Raw genomic sequence first — 15,036 nt, 5'->3', positions numbered from 1 at the left:
CGTCCCCATCGTCTAGAGGCCTAGGACATCACCCTTTCACGGTGGCGACCGGGGTTCGAATCCCCGTGGGGACGCCACTCATCACGAACAACGAGGACCCGGCCGATAACCGGGTCTTTTTTGTTCGCCGCCTACCGGCATTCAGGTTGTGGCGTTGCGATTCCCCTGCCCTTGTGGTCGCGGTTGAACCGGAACGAAAAAAGTTCAAAAAAAGCTTCCACAAACGTGAACACGCAGGTATGATAGGCGGCTCGGTAACACGGGGCCATAGCTCAGCTGGGAGAGCGCCTGCATGGCATGCAGGAGGTCAGCGGTTCGATCCCGCTTGGCTCCACCACTTCGACATYAGGCCGTCGARGTTYYACAACTTGAAGTTTTCGTGCGTCCCCATCGTCTAGAGGCCTAGGACATCACCCTTTCACGGTGGCGACCGGGGTTCGAATCCCCGTGGGGACGCCAGTTTCAAAACGGACTCTGCTCCCGGCAGATCATCCGCAGTTTCATTGGGGCCATAGCTCAGCTGGGAGAGCGCCTGCATGGCATGCAGGAGGTCAGCGGTTCGATCCCGCTTGGCTCCACCACTTCGACATCAGGCCGTCGAGGTTCCACAACTTGAAGTTTTCGTGCGTCCCCATCGTCTAGAGGCCTAGGACATCACCCTTTCACGGTGGCGACCGGGGTTCGAATCCCCGTGGGGACGCCAATTCTTGAAGACCCCGGTTTCGACCGGGGTTTTTCTTTGCCTGCGATTTATGGGAAGGCGCCATCCACGCCATGCGTGGATGGCCTCACCGCCTCCACGCCTCAGAACCGGCGATACATCCCGATCGAGGCCGGCGCGGTCGGCGCGAAACCAAACTGCGCGTACAACCGATGCGCTTCGCCATCGGCCAGCAGGCTGACGTACGCCGACGGCGGCAGGTTCGCCTGCATCCATGCGTCGAGCCGTCGCATGACGTCCTTGCCCAGGCCCTGCCCCTGCAACCGCGGCAGCACGGCGATGTCGCAGACCTGCAGATGGCAGCCGCCATCGCCGACGATTCGGCCCATCGCCACCAGTTCATTGCCCTGGTAGGCACACACGCCATACAGGGTGTTGGGCAATGCGCGTGCCGCCGCCTCGGGGCGCTTGGCGCTGAGGCCCGCCAATACACGCAGTTGGCAGTAGTCCTCGACCGTGGGCACGGCTTCCTGGAACTGGCAGGCTACGGACTCGTTCATTGATTATCTCCCTGTAGGTCGGTCTATCCTGCCGCAACCACGTCGCACTGGATGCGACCCACGCCCGAAGAGCCCGCCATGTGCTATTCCGCCCTGATCCGCGCCGATTACGCAAAGCTCATACGCGAGTTCGGCGCCATCCTGTCGCTGGAGGAGTTCGCCGAACTGTACGCGCACGATCCCGGCAAGAAGCGGCCGAAAACCCCCAAAGCCATGGATGATGGCTTTGCCGGCGCGCGCACCGAGCAGGGCCGCGACATCGTCGCGAAGATCCAGCAATGGCATGCGGAGGAACGCCAGGATCTGGAAACGGAGCTGGCACGCCAGCGTGAGCGGCGTGACATCGCCCATGCCACGCTGGCGACCCGCCCCACCCAGAAGGCACGCAACGACCTGCGCGTGGCCGGCAACCGCATCGAGCGTGCGCAGGCCCGGCTGGAGGACCTGCACCGGGTGCAGCTGCTGCCGCGCGACAACCGCATTTTCCCCGGCACCTACGCACCAGTGATGGTCCGCGAGAACGGCCAGCGGGTAATCAAGCCAATGCGCTACCAGTGCCGGCTGCCGGACAAGCCGGCGCGGAACGATGTGCTTTACCCCGGCACCTACAACGCGCGACGCGACAGCCTGGAAGGTTACTGGCGCGGTGCGTTCGGAGTGCGCCACGGCGTGGTGGTGGTGCAGGCGTTCTACGAGCACGTACCACGCCATGCCATCGCCGGCCGCACCCTTGGTAACGATGAAAAGGAACAGAATGTGGTGCTGGAGTTCCGCCCCGATCCCCCCCGCGACCTGCTGCTGGCCTGCCTGTGGGCGGAATGGGAAGGCCCGGAAGGTCGCCTGCTGTCGTTTGCCACGATCACTGACGTACCTCCCCGTGATATCGCTGCGGCAGGTCACGACCGCGGCGTCATACCCATCCGCAGGGAACACCTGGATGCCTGGCTCAGCCCCGATCCGGGCAACCTGGCCGAGCAGTACCGCATCCTCGACGACCACGAAGATATCCGCTACGTATACGAGGAAGTGGCCTGAACACCACGCGCCCATGAAAAACCCCGCCTGGGCGGGGTCTCTGGATCAGGGGTTGCCGCCGCACATGGCCTCTTCGCAGAACGCTTGTTCCTGCAAGCACTGCTCGACCCCACCGCCGCTCGCGATGCAAGTCTTGTAGAGCGTCAAACAGGGCTGGCCGCACCATGCGGCCGTCGCCGTACCACCGAAGACCGCCATCGAAAGGACACCCGCAGCAACCATGCGCTTGATCCACTTCTTCATGCCACTCTCCTTGCAGGCCTGGGCATTCAGGCCCGGGCAGCATACGCCCGCGGCTCCACCAGGGCCAGTCAGGCCTTGGCGTGAGAGCGCCCCACCGCGCGGACCAGCGCCTGGCTCAGATCCGCCGACAGATAAGGCTTGACCAGCAGGATGCCGGTCATCATCGCATCCGGCAGCTGTTCGGCCAGCATCCCAGTGGCCAGCACGAACGGCACGCCACGCGACGACAGCGCTGCGGCCACCGGTTCGCTGGTTTCATTCCGGGCCAGGCGATAATCGAGCAGGGCCACATCCGGAGAGGTCTCCTCCAGCAGGCGGAGCGCCTCTGCCACGCTGGCCGCCAACCCGACCACCGTCGCACCTGCATGCACCAACTGCATCTGCAACAGTGCAGCACTCATCTCGTCGTTCTCGACCACCAGCACCCTCAGGTCCTGCAACACTGTCATCGGCTACCGCTCCTGGAGGTATACAAGCCGCCGCAGTATAGCCATCACTGGGGCGAAGCCGACAGGAAGCGCCCTGATTGGCATTCCCACTATGAAAGACCTGCCGTCCTCGGTTACACTCGCACGCTGCCTGCCGGTGTGGCGGAATGGTATACGCAGCTGACTCAAAATCAGCCGGGGGTGACCCCATGAAGGTTCGAGTCCTTTCACCGGCACCACTGCATCAAAGGCCAGGTCCCCGACCTGGCCTTTTGCATTTCCTGCAGTGAGCTGTCCACACTGCCGGACATGACCCCGTCGTCTCCGTCCTTGCCGCCCGATACCCTTCCCGTGCGCCTGCGCCCCCTGCAGGTGAGCGATGCGGCCTGCTGGTCCGCGTATCTCTCCCTGCCGGGCATGATCGAGCACACCAGCTGGAGCGACATCTCCGAAGCCGCGTTGCGCCAGCTTGTCCTGCGCTACATGTCCACGTCCCCCGATCAGCGCTGGGCACTGGTGGATGCCCGCGACCGGTTGATCGGCACCTTCGGCCTGAACGCAATCGACCCGGTACACGGTCGCGGCGAACTCGCCTATGACCTTGATCCGCGCTGGCAGGGCCAGGGACTGGCCACGCTGGCGGCGCGTGCCGTGGTCGACTGGGGCCATGCAGCGCGCTCCCTGGTCCGAATCCAGGCGACCGTTCTGGACAGCAACGCCCGCTCGATCGCGGTGCTGGAGCACCTTGGCATGCAGCGCGAAGGGCTGTTGCGCGCCTACCGCCAGGTGAGGGGGCAGCCCCGGGACTTCTGGATGTACGCTCACCTAGATGGCGCCGCGCCCGCCCAGTGAGCCATAACTGCGACTGCAGACAAGGTTGACACTAGACGCAGCGCACACTTTTCTTGCCAGCCTCACGTGCATCTGCCTATCGTGATTCCGCCGTATCCGGGGGCGGGGGAATGCATGACGCTGCGCGCTGCACTGTTTTTTCTTGTCGCGCACGCGCTCGTCATTGCATTGATCGGCCCGCAGGACCCGATCGGCTCCTACCTGCTGCTGATTACCGCGCCGCTTCTGGCCGCCCTGGCGTGCGTCAGGCGGGCACGCGGCAGCCAGGCCGCCTGCAAGTGGCGGCTGCTCGGCGCCGCGGTCGGCCTGTTCTCACTTGCGCTGCTGGCGCTGCTGTACCGCAACGTAGCCGGCCTCGCGCCTGCGCAGATGACGGCATCATCACTGATCCTGTACGTGTTCTACCGGATCCCCCTGACCTACGTGGCCGCCAGTCCGGGGGGCGGAAACCGCGGCATCCGCACGGTGGACCTTGGGATCATTGCCCTGCTCTGGCTGCTGTACTACCTGCATACCCGGGCCATGGCGCCCCTCAACACCGCGCTGTGGACGCAATGCCTGCACACGATGAGCAACGTGCAGAACAGCCTGGTGTTCTGCTTCGCGCTGATCCGCTTCCTGGCCGAGGACAATCCCGACCGCCGCGACTTCTTCCGGACACTTTCCATCTATGCCCTGGGTTACTTCCTGCTGGCGCTCTACATCAATACCTGCAAGCCGGCGCTTCCTGATGGCAGCTGGGCTGATCTTCTGATCAGCGGACTGTTCGTGCTGCTGGCCGTCATGGCCAGCAGCAACCGCCGGCCTTGTTCGGCGCACGTATCACGCAGCCTGCGACGTATCGTCGATGCGGGTGTCCCCCTGATGCTGCCGCTGCTGTTGATGATGGTGGCACTGCTGGTCGCGCGCCTGCAGCCGACCCTGGGCACGGTCGGGTTCCTTGGTGCGATGCTCGGCTATGCGCTGCGCAGCGTACTCAGCCAGGCCGAGATGCAGCGCCAACGCGATGAGCTGGAACTGCTGGCCCGGCGCGACGCGCTCACTGGGCTGGGCAACCGGCGCAGTTTCGATGAGTCACTTGGCGCTGCCCATCGCCGCGCCCGCCGCCAGGGCCTGGGCCTGGCCGTGCTGATGATCGACATCGACCATTTCAAGCGACTCAATGACACCTATGGGCATCCCGAGGGTGATCGCCGCCTGCGCGCTGTTGCCACGATCCTCGACGGCTGCCTGCAGCGCGGCGATGATCTGCTGGCCCGCTACGGCGGCGAAGAGTTCATCGCCGCCCTGCCCTCATCGGGCACTCCGCACGCGCTGGAGCTGGGCGAGCGGCTGCGTGCCGCAGTCGCAGACGCCGCGCTGACCGCCCCCGATGGACACGTGACCATCAGCGTGGGCGTGGCCTGGCGGGCCACCAGCGATGAGCATGAGCCGGGAGATCTGGTCGCGCGCGCCGACCAGGCCCTCTACCTGGCCAAGCACGCCGGCCGCGACTGCGTGCAGCTCGCCCCGGCCCGGCAGACCGGGGAAGAAGCTGCTGGACCCCGCGCCTAGACCACATGCAACGCGGCCGCTCCGCGCATATGCACTGCCCCACCCTGCACACGGAATCCCGCCACGGTCTGCAGCAGCTGCGCGGACTGCTCCTCCATGCTGCGCGCTGCCGCTGAGGCTTCCTCGACCAGGGCCGCGTTCTGCTGGGTACCCTGATCGATCAGGTCGACCGCGTGATTCATCTGCTGGATGTCGTCACTCTGCTGCTGCGCGGCGGTGCTGATCTCGGTCATCAGCTCGCTGACCCGGCGGACGTTGGCCACGATCTCGTCCATGGTCCGGCCGGCGCTTTCGACCTGTGCCGTGCCTGCGCCGACATTGGACACCGATTCATCGATCAGCTGCTTGATTTCCTTCGCCGCGCTGGCAGAGCGTTGCGACAGCTCGCGGATCTCGGTGGCAACCACGGCAAAGCCGCGCCCGTGTTCACCGGCACGTGCCGCCTCCACCGCTGCATTCAACGCGAGGATGTTGGTCTGGAAAGCAATGCCGTCGATCACGCCGATGATGTCGACGATGCGCCGCGACGAGGCATTGATCACCGCCATTGTCTCGACCACCTCATGCACCACATTGCCCCCACGGGCGGCGACGTCGGCCGCTCCACCGGCCAGCTGGCTGGCCTGGCGCGCGTTGGTGGCGGTGCGCTGCACCGTCTCGGCCAGGCCCTTCATCGACACTGCGGTTTCCTCCAGCGAGGCCGCCTGCTGCTCGGTGCGCTGCGAGAGGTCGTTGTTGCCCTGCGCGATTTCAGTCGCACCGACTGCGATGGTGTCCGCGGCGAACTTGATCTGGCCGATGATCGCGGCCATCGCCTCGACCAGCGCATTCACCCCCTCGCACAGCTCGGCGATCGAGCCGTGCTTGTCGGCGGTGGCAACACGGCCGGTAAGGTCACCCTGCTTGGCGGCGGCCACCACCTCACGGGTCTGCGCCACCGCACGCTGCATCGCCTGGTTCTCGTGGACCTGGGCGGTGATGTCGGTCGCGTACTTGACGACCTTGAACGGCTTGCCGTTGAGGTCGAGGATCGGATTGTAGGAGGCCTGGATCCAGACTTCGCGTCCCCCTTTGCCCAGCCGGCGGTACTGCCCGGCATCGTATTCGCCGCGCCCTAGCTTCTCCCAGAACCGGCGATACTCATCGCTACCGCGTTGGCCTGGTTCGACGAACATCGCATGGTGCTGCCCACGCACCTCATCCAGGCCGTAGCCGGTCACCGTCAGGAAGTTGTCGTTGGCCGACAGGATGCGGCCATCCATGCTGAACTCGATCACCGCCTGAGATTTGCTGATCGCCGCCAGTTGTCCCGCCGAATCGGCCGCCTGCAGCTTCTGTCCAGTGATGTCGGTGGCAAATTTCACCACCTTGTAGGGCCGCCCCTGACGGTCCAGCACCGGGTTGTACGAGGCCTGGATCCATATCTCGCGCTGGCCCTTGCCAAATCGGCGGTACTGCCCGGCATCGAATTCGCCGCGCCCCAACCGCGCCCAGAAGTCACGGTATTCGGCGCTGCGCGCCTGCTCGGGGTCGACGAACAGGGAATGATGCCTGCCCTGGATGTCTTCCAGCCTGTAGCCCACCGCCTGCAGGAAGTTGTCATTGGCCTTCAGGATGGTGCCGTCGAGTGCGAACTCGATGACCGCCTGCACGCGATGCAGCGCCGCGACCTGGGCCTCCAGTTCGGAGCGATCGTTCGCTGCCGGCTCGGCACCGGCGCGATGCTGCGGGGCCAGGACGCCCAGCAGCGCGCGCCACGGCGACCAGCGGGTATGCAGCTCGGCTGGCGCCTGCGCGCCCGCCGTGAAGCCTGGAATGAGCATTGTCTGATCCTCGGTGTCCGTCAAAGGGTTGCGACCCGACGGGCGGGATGCCCGGCGGCAACTTCAGTTGCTTGGGACTGCAGGTGCCGGCGGGCACCCCTCGAGCGGCTGGCAAGAACGTCTGGTGCGGGCGCGATCAGCATCCGGGAGCGGTGGAACACACGGCGCGGGCCGCCCATCGGGGGCAGCCTGGGGTCCTGCAGCGGGTGGCTGGAGCGGGATCCAGAGGGGATATCGGCGATGCCGTCGGCCGCTTTAGCGGGATTCCGCGACGTCCGTCTCAACTCCAGGCATTGCCGCCGGGATGCGGTAGACGATTGCCGTGTACTTCACGCCCGGCTCCCGTGCCACGGGCTGTCCGCCAAGGGACTCAGCCAGGGCACGGCTGGACCCGTTCTGCTCCGCCACCGGGTAGCGGAACGCGGCGCAGCGCAGACGCCTGGAGGCCGACGACCAGACCGCGGCCACTGCTTCGCGGCCATAGCCATGCCCATGCATCACCTCTGCGATCCAGATGCCCAGCTCGGGTTCTGCTTCACCCGCATGATGCAACCCGGCCAGACCAAGGAAGATGCCATCCACTCGCCTGCGGATCACGAACGTGATGTCGCTGCCATCGGCAATCGTGGGCAGCCACGTCCGCCAGACGGCGTCAAATGCTGCCTTCGAAGGTGGTGGCTCGAAGGCCATGTAGCGGGTCAGCCCGGGGGTGATTCCCGCAAATACCTCGTCGGCGTCGCCGGGGGTGAATGGCCGGAGGCACAGCCGCGGGCTGTCGATGGTCCAGTCGCCGGATGTCATGTTCTGCGTTGCCTGAGCAAGGAGTACAGGATCGCGCAGGAGAAGGATGCAACTCAAGGCAGAAAGGTTTACATGACCAATGCGGGATTCCACCGCAGCTGAAAACGACCAGCATGGACGCTCCCGCAGGACGCTCACCGCCATGGAGATCGCATGTTCCCCCGCATAGCCAGCCTCCTCTTCCTGGGCCTGTGCAGCAGCAGTGCACTGGCCACCGACGCCGCCTATCGGCCGTCCTTCCATCCAGAGTTGCTGAAGGAACCGCCCGCAGGACGCCCGAACGAAGTGCTGGTGCTGGGCAGCCCGCACCTGTCCAGCCTGCCGGAGACCTTCAAGCCGGCGATGCTGGAACCCCTGCTGCAGCGCCTGGAAGCCTGGCAGCCCACAGCCATCGCGGTGGAAAACCTGTCCGGCCTGCAATGTGATTTCATGCGCCGCAATCCAGCTCGTTACGCGGAGAGCGTTTCGGACTACTGCGTTGATCCGGCACCGGCGCAGGCCGCTACCGGGCTGGACGTTCCCAGCGCCAACGTGGAAATGGAACGCCTGCTTGCGGAGTGGCCGAAAGCGCCCACCGCCCCCCAGCGCCGTCGATTGGCCGCAGTATTCCTGGCCGCAGGCGAAAGCAGCTCGGCAGTGGTCCAATGGCTGCGCCTGCCGAAGGAAGAGCGTCGTGCCGCCGACAGCCTGACGCCGGAGCTTGTGCAGTTCCTCGACAAGCGCCTGACCCGCCGCAACGAGGCCGGTCTGGTGGCCGGCGTACTTGCTGCGCGCCTGGGGCTGGAGCGCCTCTGGTCGGTCGACGACCACACGGCCGATTCGCCTACACCGGCAGCCCAGCAGAAGGCTCAAGCGGCTGCCATCCTGAAGGCTTGGGACAATCCCTACGTCAAGGCGCGCAGGGCGGCTGACGAACAGCTGGAAGCCAACCTGGAACAGCCGGAAGGCCTGCTCGCGATGTATCGGGCCTACAATGCACCCGGGACGGCGATGGTCGCCTACAACAGCGACTTCGGCGCGGCCCTGGTCGAACCCTCTCCCGAAGCCTTTGGCCGCAACTACGTGGGCTACTGGGAGACCCGCAACCTGCGCATGGTCGCCAATATGCGCGACATACTGGGACAGCATCCAGGCACCCGCATGCTGACCATCGTCGGTGCCTCACACAAGGGCTATTACGAGGCTTACCTCAACCTGATGCACGACGTGCGGCTGGTCAGTTCGGATGAAGTCCTGCGCTGACGCAACATGTCACGAAGGATACGGTGACCATCCACCGCATCACCCCACCGCGTTCCTGCCCGACCGCCACAGCACGATGCTTGCGGCACCGATGCAGGACAGCGTAAACACCAGCAGCGCGACCGCGCCGCCCTGCAGCACCGGCAGCAGGACCTGCGCGTGCAGGTCGCCGTGGAGCTGTTCCGCACGCAGGCAGGCGGCCAGCGCCAGGCACCACCCGACCAGGGCCGGGGTGAACGCGCGCACCGCAACCGGATTCCAGGCATTCATCGCATCACCATTACCAGGGGAGGTGCGCGGAGTATCCGCACACCGCCTCTCACAGGCTGAGATCAGCCCTCGGCCGCGTCCATGTCGTCACCCGGCAGCCCGCTGGACTCGCCCTGTACCTGCACGTTGTTGCGGCCCATCGCCTTGGCCCGGTAGCACTGGGCATCGGCGGCCGCCACCGCCTGGTCCACGCTCATTCCCCCCGCCAGTGGTGCGATACCGATGCTGGCCCCGACATGCAGGCGGTCCTGGTCCCACGGAATCGACAGTGATGCCAGGGTATGCAGCAGTTCACCGCCAATGCGCGCGGCGCGGCGCGGCGTGCAGCCGGACAGGATCACCGCGAACTCGTCGCCGCCCAGCCTCGCCACCACGTCCGAATCGCGCACGCCATGGCGCAGCACGCTGGCCACCGCCCACAGCACGGCATCGCCAGCCAGGTGGCCCCACGTATCGTTGACCGGCTTGAAACGGTCCAGATCGATATACATCAGCGACGCGGCCTGGCCGGTGCGCTCGACGCGTGTGATTGCCTGCTGCAGGTGCACTTCGAAACCACGGCGGTTGCTCAGTTCGGTCAGCGGATCGATTTCGGCCAGATGCCGTGCCTCGCGCTGGCGCGCACGCTGCTGGGTATCGTCGCGCAGCACCCAGACGGCGCCACGCACATGGCCTTCGTCATCGCGCAACCAGGCGCGGGTGAGGTCAACCGGCACTGTCGCGCTGCCCAGGCGCAGCAGCAGGTCGGCATGCAGGTCGACCGCATTGCTTTCCGGATCCAGCAGCACCGATACATCCAGTACCGAGCCCGGCGCGTACTCGGTGGTCAGCGCCAACACGTCCTGCACGTTGTGCCCTGCCAGCGACAGCGCGCCATCGCCGGCAAGGGTGCGCACCGCGGCGGCGTTGGCGTAGTCGATACGGCCGTCCAGACTGACGCTGAGCACCAGGTCAGCCACGGCATCAAGGGTGATGCGGCTGCGCTGCTCGCTCTCGAACAAGCGCTGCTCGCTGCTGCGCTGGGCACTGATGTCCTGGATCTGCGACACGAAATGCACCGGTTCGCCATGCTCGCTACGCACCAGCGACACCGACAACCGCGCCCAGATCACCTTGCCGTCGCGATCGAGATAGCGCTTTTCCAGGTGGTAGTGGCTGCGCCGCCCGGCCAGCAGGTCCTGCACCAGGGCCAGGTCGGTCTGCAGGTCATCGGGATGGGTCAGTCGCTGGAAATCGACCTGCAGCAGTTCTTCGCGGGGGTAGCCCAGGATCCGGCACAGGGCGTCATTGACGTCCAGCCAGCGCCCTTCCAGCGACACCAGCGCCATGCCCAGCGCTGCCGACGTGAACGCACCTGCGAATTTCTCCGCAGACAAGCGTGCCTCGGCACGCGCCTGCAGGATCTCGGTGATGTCAATGGACATGCCGACATAGCCGATCCGTGCGCCGCCGGCACCATCCATCCGGCTGATCGACAGGCGCACCTGGCGTGACTGGCCATCCTTGCGACGCAGTGTCCACTGCCGTGAATAGGTCTGCTCATCCGCGCGGGCGCTGAGTGCTTCAAACGCGCCCGGCAGGCTTCCGTCCGCAGCCGCCAGCGGACGCAGCCATGCCGCCAGCTCGTCCGGATCGTGGAAGTCACCCAGTCGCCGCTGCCCCACCACCTCTTCCGCACGGTATCCCAGCAGGCGTTCCGCGCCGGTATTGAACAGGGTGATGGTGCCTTCGGTATCGGTAGCGATCACCGCCACCTCGTCGGACGCATCGACCACGGCCTGCAATCGCTGCCGGCTCTCGGCCGCATCCTGCCGCGCCTGCTGCAGCTCGGTCACGTCGGCGTGCGCACCGGCCATCCACAACGGCCTCCCCTGCCCATCCCATTCGAACACGCGGCCACGGTCGTGGATCCATATCCACTGGCCATTCTTGTGGCGCATGCGCAACAGGCAGGCATAGTTGTCGCTGCGGCCTTCGAAGTGGTCCTCGAGTGCCGCATCGGACAGCACGATGTCGTCGGGGTGGACCAGCTTCAGGAACGTCTTCTGGCACACCGGCTCCAGCTCTTCCAGGCGATAGCCGACGATCTCCGCCCAGCGCGCGTTGACCCGCATCTCGCCGGTCTGCACGTTCCATTCCCAGGTACCGGCAGCGGTGCCGTCGATGATCATCGCCAACCGACGGCGCTCTTCGGCCAGCTCCTGCAGGCGACGCTCCAGCAGCCCGTTGCCGTTGGTGCCCTGGCCCGCCATCAACCCGCCCCCCTGCCCACACAGGCAGGCGGCGGCCGCAGCGATGCGCTGCAGCCTTCAACGAAGACGTCGGGTCGTGCTGGCGTCATGGCCCTCCCCAGCGGCAGCGGGGTGGCCAAACGCCTCCCCTCAGGCGCAAGTGTGCGCAATCACGGGGAAAACCGACAAGTCCCCCGCCACGAATCAAGCGTGACAGGGGACACGGTCCTCAACTGCGCTTGGCGCGGGCGAAGGCCTCGGCAAGGGCATTGTTGGCCGGTGGCGCCGACTGGGCGGGGCGGCCGCCGTTGCCCAGGCCCCGGTTCGGCCGACGGTTCTGGCCACCTGCGTCGCGGCGCGGCCCCTGGCCCTGGCCACGCTCCTCCCGCTGGCCGGGGCGGCTGGTGGCCTGCCCCGGGGTGTCGTCCAGACGTCGGGTCAGGGCGATGCGCTTGCGCGCCACGTCCACCTCCAGCACCTTCACCTTGACGATGTCGCCGGCCTTGACCACGTCGCGCGGATCCTTCACGAAGGTGTCGGACAGCGCTGAAATGTGGATCAGGCCATCCTGATGCACGCCGATATCGACGAAGGCGCCGAAGGCCGCCACGTTGCTGACCACCCCCTCCAGTACCATGCCCTCGCGCAGGTCCTTGATGTCCTCCACGCCTTCGGCGAAGCGCGCGGCCTTGAATTCCGGACGCGGGTCGCGGCCCGGCTTTTCCAGCTCCTTCAGGATGTCGCGCACGGTCGGCACACCGAAAGTGGCGTCGGTGAACTGTTCGGGCTTGAGCCCACGCAGGAAACTGCCATCGCCGATCAGCGCCTTGATCGGGCGCGCGGTACCGGCCACGATACGCTCGACCACCGGGTAGGCTTCCGGGTGCACCGCCGAGGCATCCAGTGGCTGGTCGCCGTCGGCGATGCGCAGGAAGCCTGCGCACTGTTCGAAGGTCTTCTCGCCCAAGCGCGCGACCTTCAGCAGGTCCTTGCGACGCTTGAACGGGCCGTTGTCGTCACGATGGCGCACGATGTTCTCGGCCACCGTGGCCGACAGCCCGGACACGCGCGACAGCAGTGCGGCCGAAGCCGTGTTCACGTACACACCCACCGCATTCACGCAGTCCTCGACCCGTGCATCAAGCGCCCGTGCCAGACGGTACTGGTCCACATCGTGCTGGTACTGGCCCACGCCGATCGCCTTGGGCTCGATCTTGACCAGCTCGGCCAGCGGATCCTGCAGGCGGCGCGCGATCGATACCGCACCACGCAGCGACACGTCCAGCCCCGGGAACTCCCTGGCCGCGAACTCGGAGGCCGAGTACACCGAGGCGCCTGCTTCGCTGACCACCACCTTCTGCAGCTTCGGGTTGGCCGCGGCCTTGATCGCTTCACCGGCCAGCTTGTCGGTTTCACGGCTGGCGGTGCCGTTGCCGATCGCAATCAGCTCCACGTTGTACTTCGCGCACAACTGCTTGATGGTCTGCAGCGACTGGTCCCACTGGCGCTTGGGTTCATGCGGGTAGATAGTGTCGGTGGCGACCAGCTTGCCGGTGGCATCGACCACCGCGATCTTGCAGCCGGTGCGGATGCCCGGGTCCAGGCCGAGCACGGTCTTGGCGCCGGCCGGCGCAGCCAGCAGCAGGTCCTTGAGGTTGTCGCCGAACACCGCGATGGCCTCGGCTTCGGCCTTCTCGCGGGCCTGGTTGAACAGGTCCAGCAGCAGGTGCGTGTGCAGCTTGGCGCGCCAGGTCAGGCGGCACGCGTCCAGCAGCCAGCGGTCGCCCGCGCGGCCCTGGTCGGCGATGCCGGCCCGGCGCGCCACACGCCCTTCAGCGTACTGGTGGCCGGCCTCGGCATCGCTGCCCGGGTCCAGCTCCAGGAACAGGATTTCTTCGCGGCGCGCGCGGAACAACGCCAGCAGCCGGTGCGAGGGAATCTTCGCCAGCGCTTCGGCGTGCTCGAAATAGTCGCGGTACTTGGCGCCCTCGGTTTCCTTGCCCTCGGCCACGCGCGCGCGGATCACACCGGTGTCGCTCAGCCAGGTGCGCAGTTCGCCGACCAGCGCGGCATCTTCGCCCCAGCGCTCCATCAGGATCGCGCGCGCGCCTTCCAGCGCGGCCTTGGTGTCGGCCACTCCCTTGTCGGCATCGACGAAGGTGGCGGCGAAGACCTGCGGATCCTGCGTCGGGTCGGCCAGCAGGCCATCGGCCAGCGGCTCCAGCCCCGCCTCCCGGGCGATCTGCGCGCGGGTGCGGCGCTTGGGCTTGTACGGCAGGTACAGGTCTTCCAGCCGGCTCTTGGTGTCGGCGGCGAGGATGTCGTTGCGCAGTTCGTCGCTGAGCTTGCCCTGCTCACCGATGCTGGCCAGCACCGCCGCGCGGCGGTCTTCCAGCTCGCGCAGGTAGGTCAGGCGCACTTCCAGATTGCGCAGCTGGGTGTCGTCCAGGCCCCCGGTCACTTCCTTGCGGTAGCGCGCGATGAACGGAACGCTGGCGCCCTCGTCGAGCAGGCCGACGGCGGCACGTACCTGGGCGGACTGGGCACCGATCTCGTCGGCGATGGTCTGGGCGATCTGCTGGGCGAGCGCGCTCTGGGCGTTCTTGGCGTCGTGCATTGCTTCAGGTCTGTGCCGCGTTACGGGAAGACCCCATTCTGGCAACCCACGGCGGAGCCGGACAAGGCATTGACAGAGCGCGGGGTTCAGCGGCGCAACCGGTGGGGACGCCGGCATCCTGGCAAAGATGGGGGCTCAAACTGGCCCCGGGCTGGGATGCCGGCGCGGGCGCGCGATGGTGGGGCGCGCCCTGCCGCGTACTGCGAAGGTCAGCGGTAGTGGCGGGCGGCGCGCTGCATGACGATCTCGTCACGCATGCCTTCCAGGGCCATCAGGCGGACCTTGCCGACACCCTGCAGTTCCATGAACCGCTCCGTGTAGAACTCCGGCCCCAGCGCGGTGTCGGCGCGGGATTTGCTGAAGCCGTAGGGCACCACGCCCTTCTCGCCATCCTTGCTACCACCGACATAAAGAACGATTGCCATGTGATGTCTTCCTCCAAATTGCTACTGCGTACTGCACTCGATGAGCGATGCTGCGAGCTCATCGAGGGAGAGCTTACCGCGTCGAACCTGACTGGAACGTCACGAAGGCTAATGACGATCGGTTGCATGCAGATGACTGCGGGATCGCAGCAGAATGCTTACAGATCTTTAACTTCCGGCTAACGAATTCCCGAGGGATTCCCGCCAACGGCGCAGCCCCTCGTGGCTTGGTCGCAGAATGCGTTTCATGTGATTGGGTCGGTCGGGGTGGGTTABCGGGACACGCCSTAAACC

Annotated in this window: 13 protein-coding genes and 6 tRNA genes; 10 read left to right on the top strand and 9 right to left on the bottom strand. The window is 66.2% G+C overall.

All coding sequences use genetic code 11. The features are described from left to right. Position 1 precedes the first annotated feature (1 nt). The 5 genes from D7Y61_RS21760 to D7Y61_RS21740 all read left to right on the top strand — a co-directional run bounded on the left by D7Y61_RS21760 (position 2) and on the right by D7Y61_RS21740 (position 703). Positions 2-77: transfer RNA gene (locus tag D7Y61_RS21760), tRNA-Glu, on the top strand. A 184-nt stretch (positions 78-261) separates the two neighbouring features. Next, positions 262-337, top strand: a tRNA-Ala gene (locus tag D7Y61_RS21755). A gap of 46 nt (positions 338-383) precedes the next feature. Then, positions 384-459 (top strand) — tRNA-Glu (locus D7Y61_RS21750). Between the two features lie 46 nt (positions 460-505). Further along, positions 506-581 (top strand) — tRNA-Ala (locus D7Y61_RS21745). 46 nt (positions 582-627) lie between these two features. After that, a tRNA-Glu gene (locus D7Y61_RS21740) sits at positions 628-703 on the top strand. Between the two features lie 101 nt (positions 704-804). On the opposite strand, the gene D7Y61_RS21735 is transcribed toward D7Y61_RS21740, so the two are convergent. Next, positions 805-1,221 (bottom strand): GNAT family N-acetyltransferase, encoded by a 417-nt coding sequence (locus tag D7Y61_RS21735; RefSeq protein ID WP_180869267.1) that lies wholly within the window; start codon positions 1,219-1,221, stop codon positions 805-807. Between the two features lie 78 nt (positions 1,222-1,299). On the opposite strand from D7Y61_RS21735, the gene D7Y61_RS21730 reads away from it, so the two are divergent. Further along, positions 1,300-2,256 (top strand): SOS response-associated peptidase family protein, encoded by a 957-nt coding sequence (locus D7Y61_RS21730; protein ID WP_180869266.1) that lies wholly within the window; start codon positions 1,300-1,302, stop codon positions 2,254-2,256. Between the two features lie 45 nt (positions 2,257-2,301). Here D7Y61_RS21730 and D7Y61_RS21725 read toward each other — a convergent pair whose 3' ends face one another. Then, entirely contained in the window at positions 2,302-2,499 is a 198-nt protein-coding gene (locus tag D7Y61_RS21725; protein WP_180869265.1) for a hypothetical protein, read from the bottom strand. A 68-nt stretch (positions 2,500-2,567) separates the two neighbouring features. Further along, positions 2,568-2,948, bottom strand: coding sequence for a response regulator (locus D7Y61_RS21720; protein ID WP_180869264.1), 381 nt, complete (start codon positions 2,946-2,948; stop codon positions 2,568-2,570). A gap of 132 nt (positions 2,949-3,080) precedes the next feature. On the opposite strand from D7Y61_RS21720, the gene D7Y61_RS21715 reads away from it, so the two are divergent. The 3 genes from D7Y61_RS21715 (at position 3,081) to D7Y61_RS21705 (ending at position 5,333) form a co-directional block, all read left to right on the top strand. After that, positions 3,081-3,166, top strand: a tRNA-Leu gene (locus tag D7Y61_RS21715). Between the two features lie 112 nt (positions 3,167-3,278). Then, a complete protein-coding gene (locus D7Y61_RS21710) occupies positions 3,279-3,779 on the top strand; it encodes a GNAT family N-acetyltransferase (protein ID WP_345776275.1) in 501 nt (166 codons plus the stop codon). A 114-nt stretch (positions 3,780-3,893) separates the two neighbouring features. Beyond that, positions 3,894-5,333 carry a GGDEF domain-containing protein gene (locus D7Y61_RS21705; protein WP_180869260.1) on the top strand — a complete coding sequence of 480 codons (1,440 nt, stop codon included), beginning with the start codon at positions 3,894-3,896 and terminating at the stop codon, positions 5,331-5,333. Here the strand turns inward: D7Y61_RS21705 and D7Y61_RS21700 are convergent. Together D7Y61_RS21700 and D7Y61_RS21695 are read right to left on the bottom strand one after the other, a co-directional pair. Further along, a complete protein-coding gene (locus tag D7Y61_RS21700) occupies positions 5,330-7,156 on the bottom strand; it encodes a methyl-accepting chemotaxis protein (RefSeq protein WP_180869258.1) in 1,827 nt (608 codons plus the stop codon). The two genes, D7Y61_RS21705 and D7Y61_RS21700, sit on opposite strands and share 4 nt — an antisense overlap. 255 nt (positions 7,157-7,411) lie before the next feature. Then, entirely contained in the window at positions 7,412-8,101 is a 690-nt protein-coding gene (locus D7Y61_RS21695; RefSeq protein ID WP_258010447.1) for a GNAT family N-acetyltransferase, read from the bottom strand. 9 nt (positions 8,102-8,110) lie between these two features. On the opposite strand from D7Y61_RS21695, the gene D7Y61_RS21690 reads away from it, so the two are divergent. Beyond that, positions 8,111-9,199 (top strand): DUF5694 domain-containing protein, encoded by a 1,089-nt coding sequence (locus D7Y61_RS21690; RefSeq protein ID WP_180869257.1) that lies wholly within the window; start codon positions 8,111-8,113, stop codon positions 9,197-9,199. 39 nt (positions 9,200-9,238) lie between these two features. Here D7Y61_RS21690 and D7Y61_RS21685 read toward each other — a convergent pair whose 3' ends face one another. From D7Y61_RS21685 to D7Y61_RS21670, 4 genes are all read right to left on the bottom strand, one after another. After that, on the bottom strand, positions 9,239-9,469 hold the full coding sequence (locus D7Y61_RS21685; RefSeq protein WP_180869255.1) for a hypothetical protein: 231 nt from the start codon (positions 9,467-9,469) through the stop codon (positions 9,239-9,241). 62 nt (positions 9,470-9,531) lie between these two features. Then, positions 9,532-11,721: a PAS domain S-box protein gene (locus D7Y61_RS21680; RefSeq protein WP_180869253.1), complete on the bottom strand. Its 2,190-nt coding sequence runs from the start codon at positions 11,719-11,721 to the stop codon at positions 9,532-9,534. Between the two features lie 208 nt (positions 11,722-11,929). After that, complete coding sequence (locus D7Y61_RS21675; RefSeq protein ID WP_180869252.1) at positions 11,930-14,317, bottom strand: Tex family protein; 2,388 nt, start codon at positions 14,315-14,317, stop codon at positions 11,930-11,932. 209 nt (positions 14,318-14,526) lie between these two features. After that, positions 14,527-14,742, bottom strand: coding sequence for a hypothetical protein (locus D7Y61_RS21670; RefSeq protein WP_005410085.1), 216 nt, complete (start codon positions 14,740-14,742; stop codon positions 14,527-14,529). Between the last annotated feature and the right edge of the window lie 294 nt (positions 14,743-15,036).

This window comes from Stenotrophomonas maltophilia, from assembly GCF_013464485.1.
Lineage (GTDB): Bacteria > Pseudomonadota > Gammaproteobacteria > Xanthomonadales > Xanthomonadaceae > Stenotrophomonas > Stenotrophomonas maltophilia_AW.
Note: the sequence above shows the minus strand (reverse complement) of the source record. Positions and strands in the feature narration are given on the sequence as shown.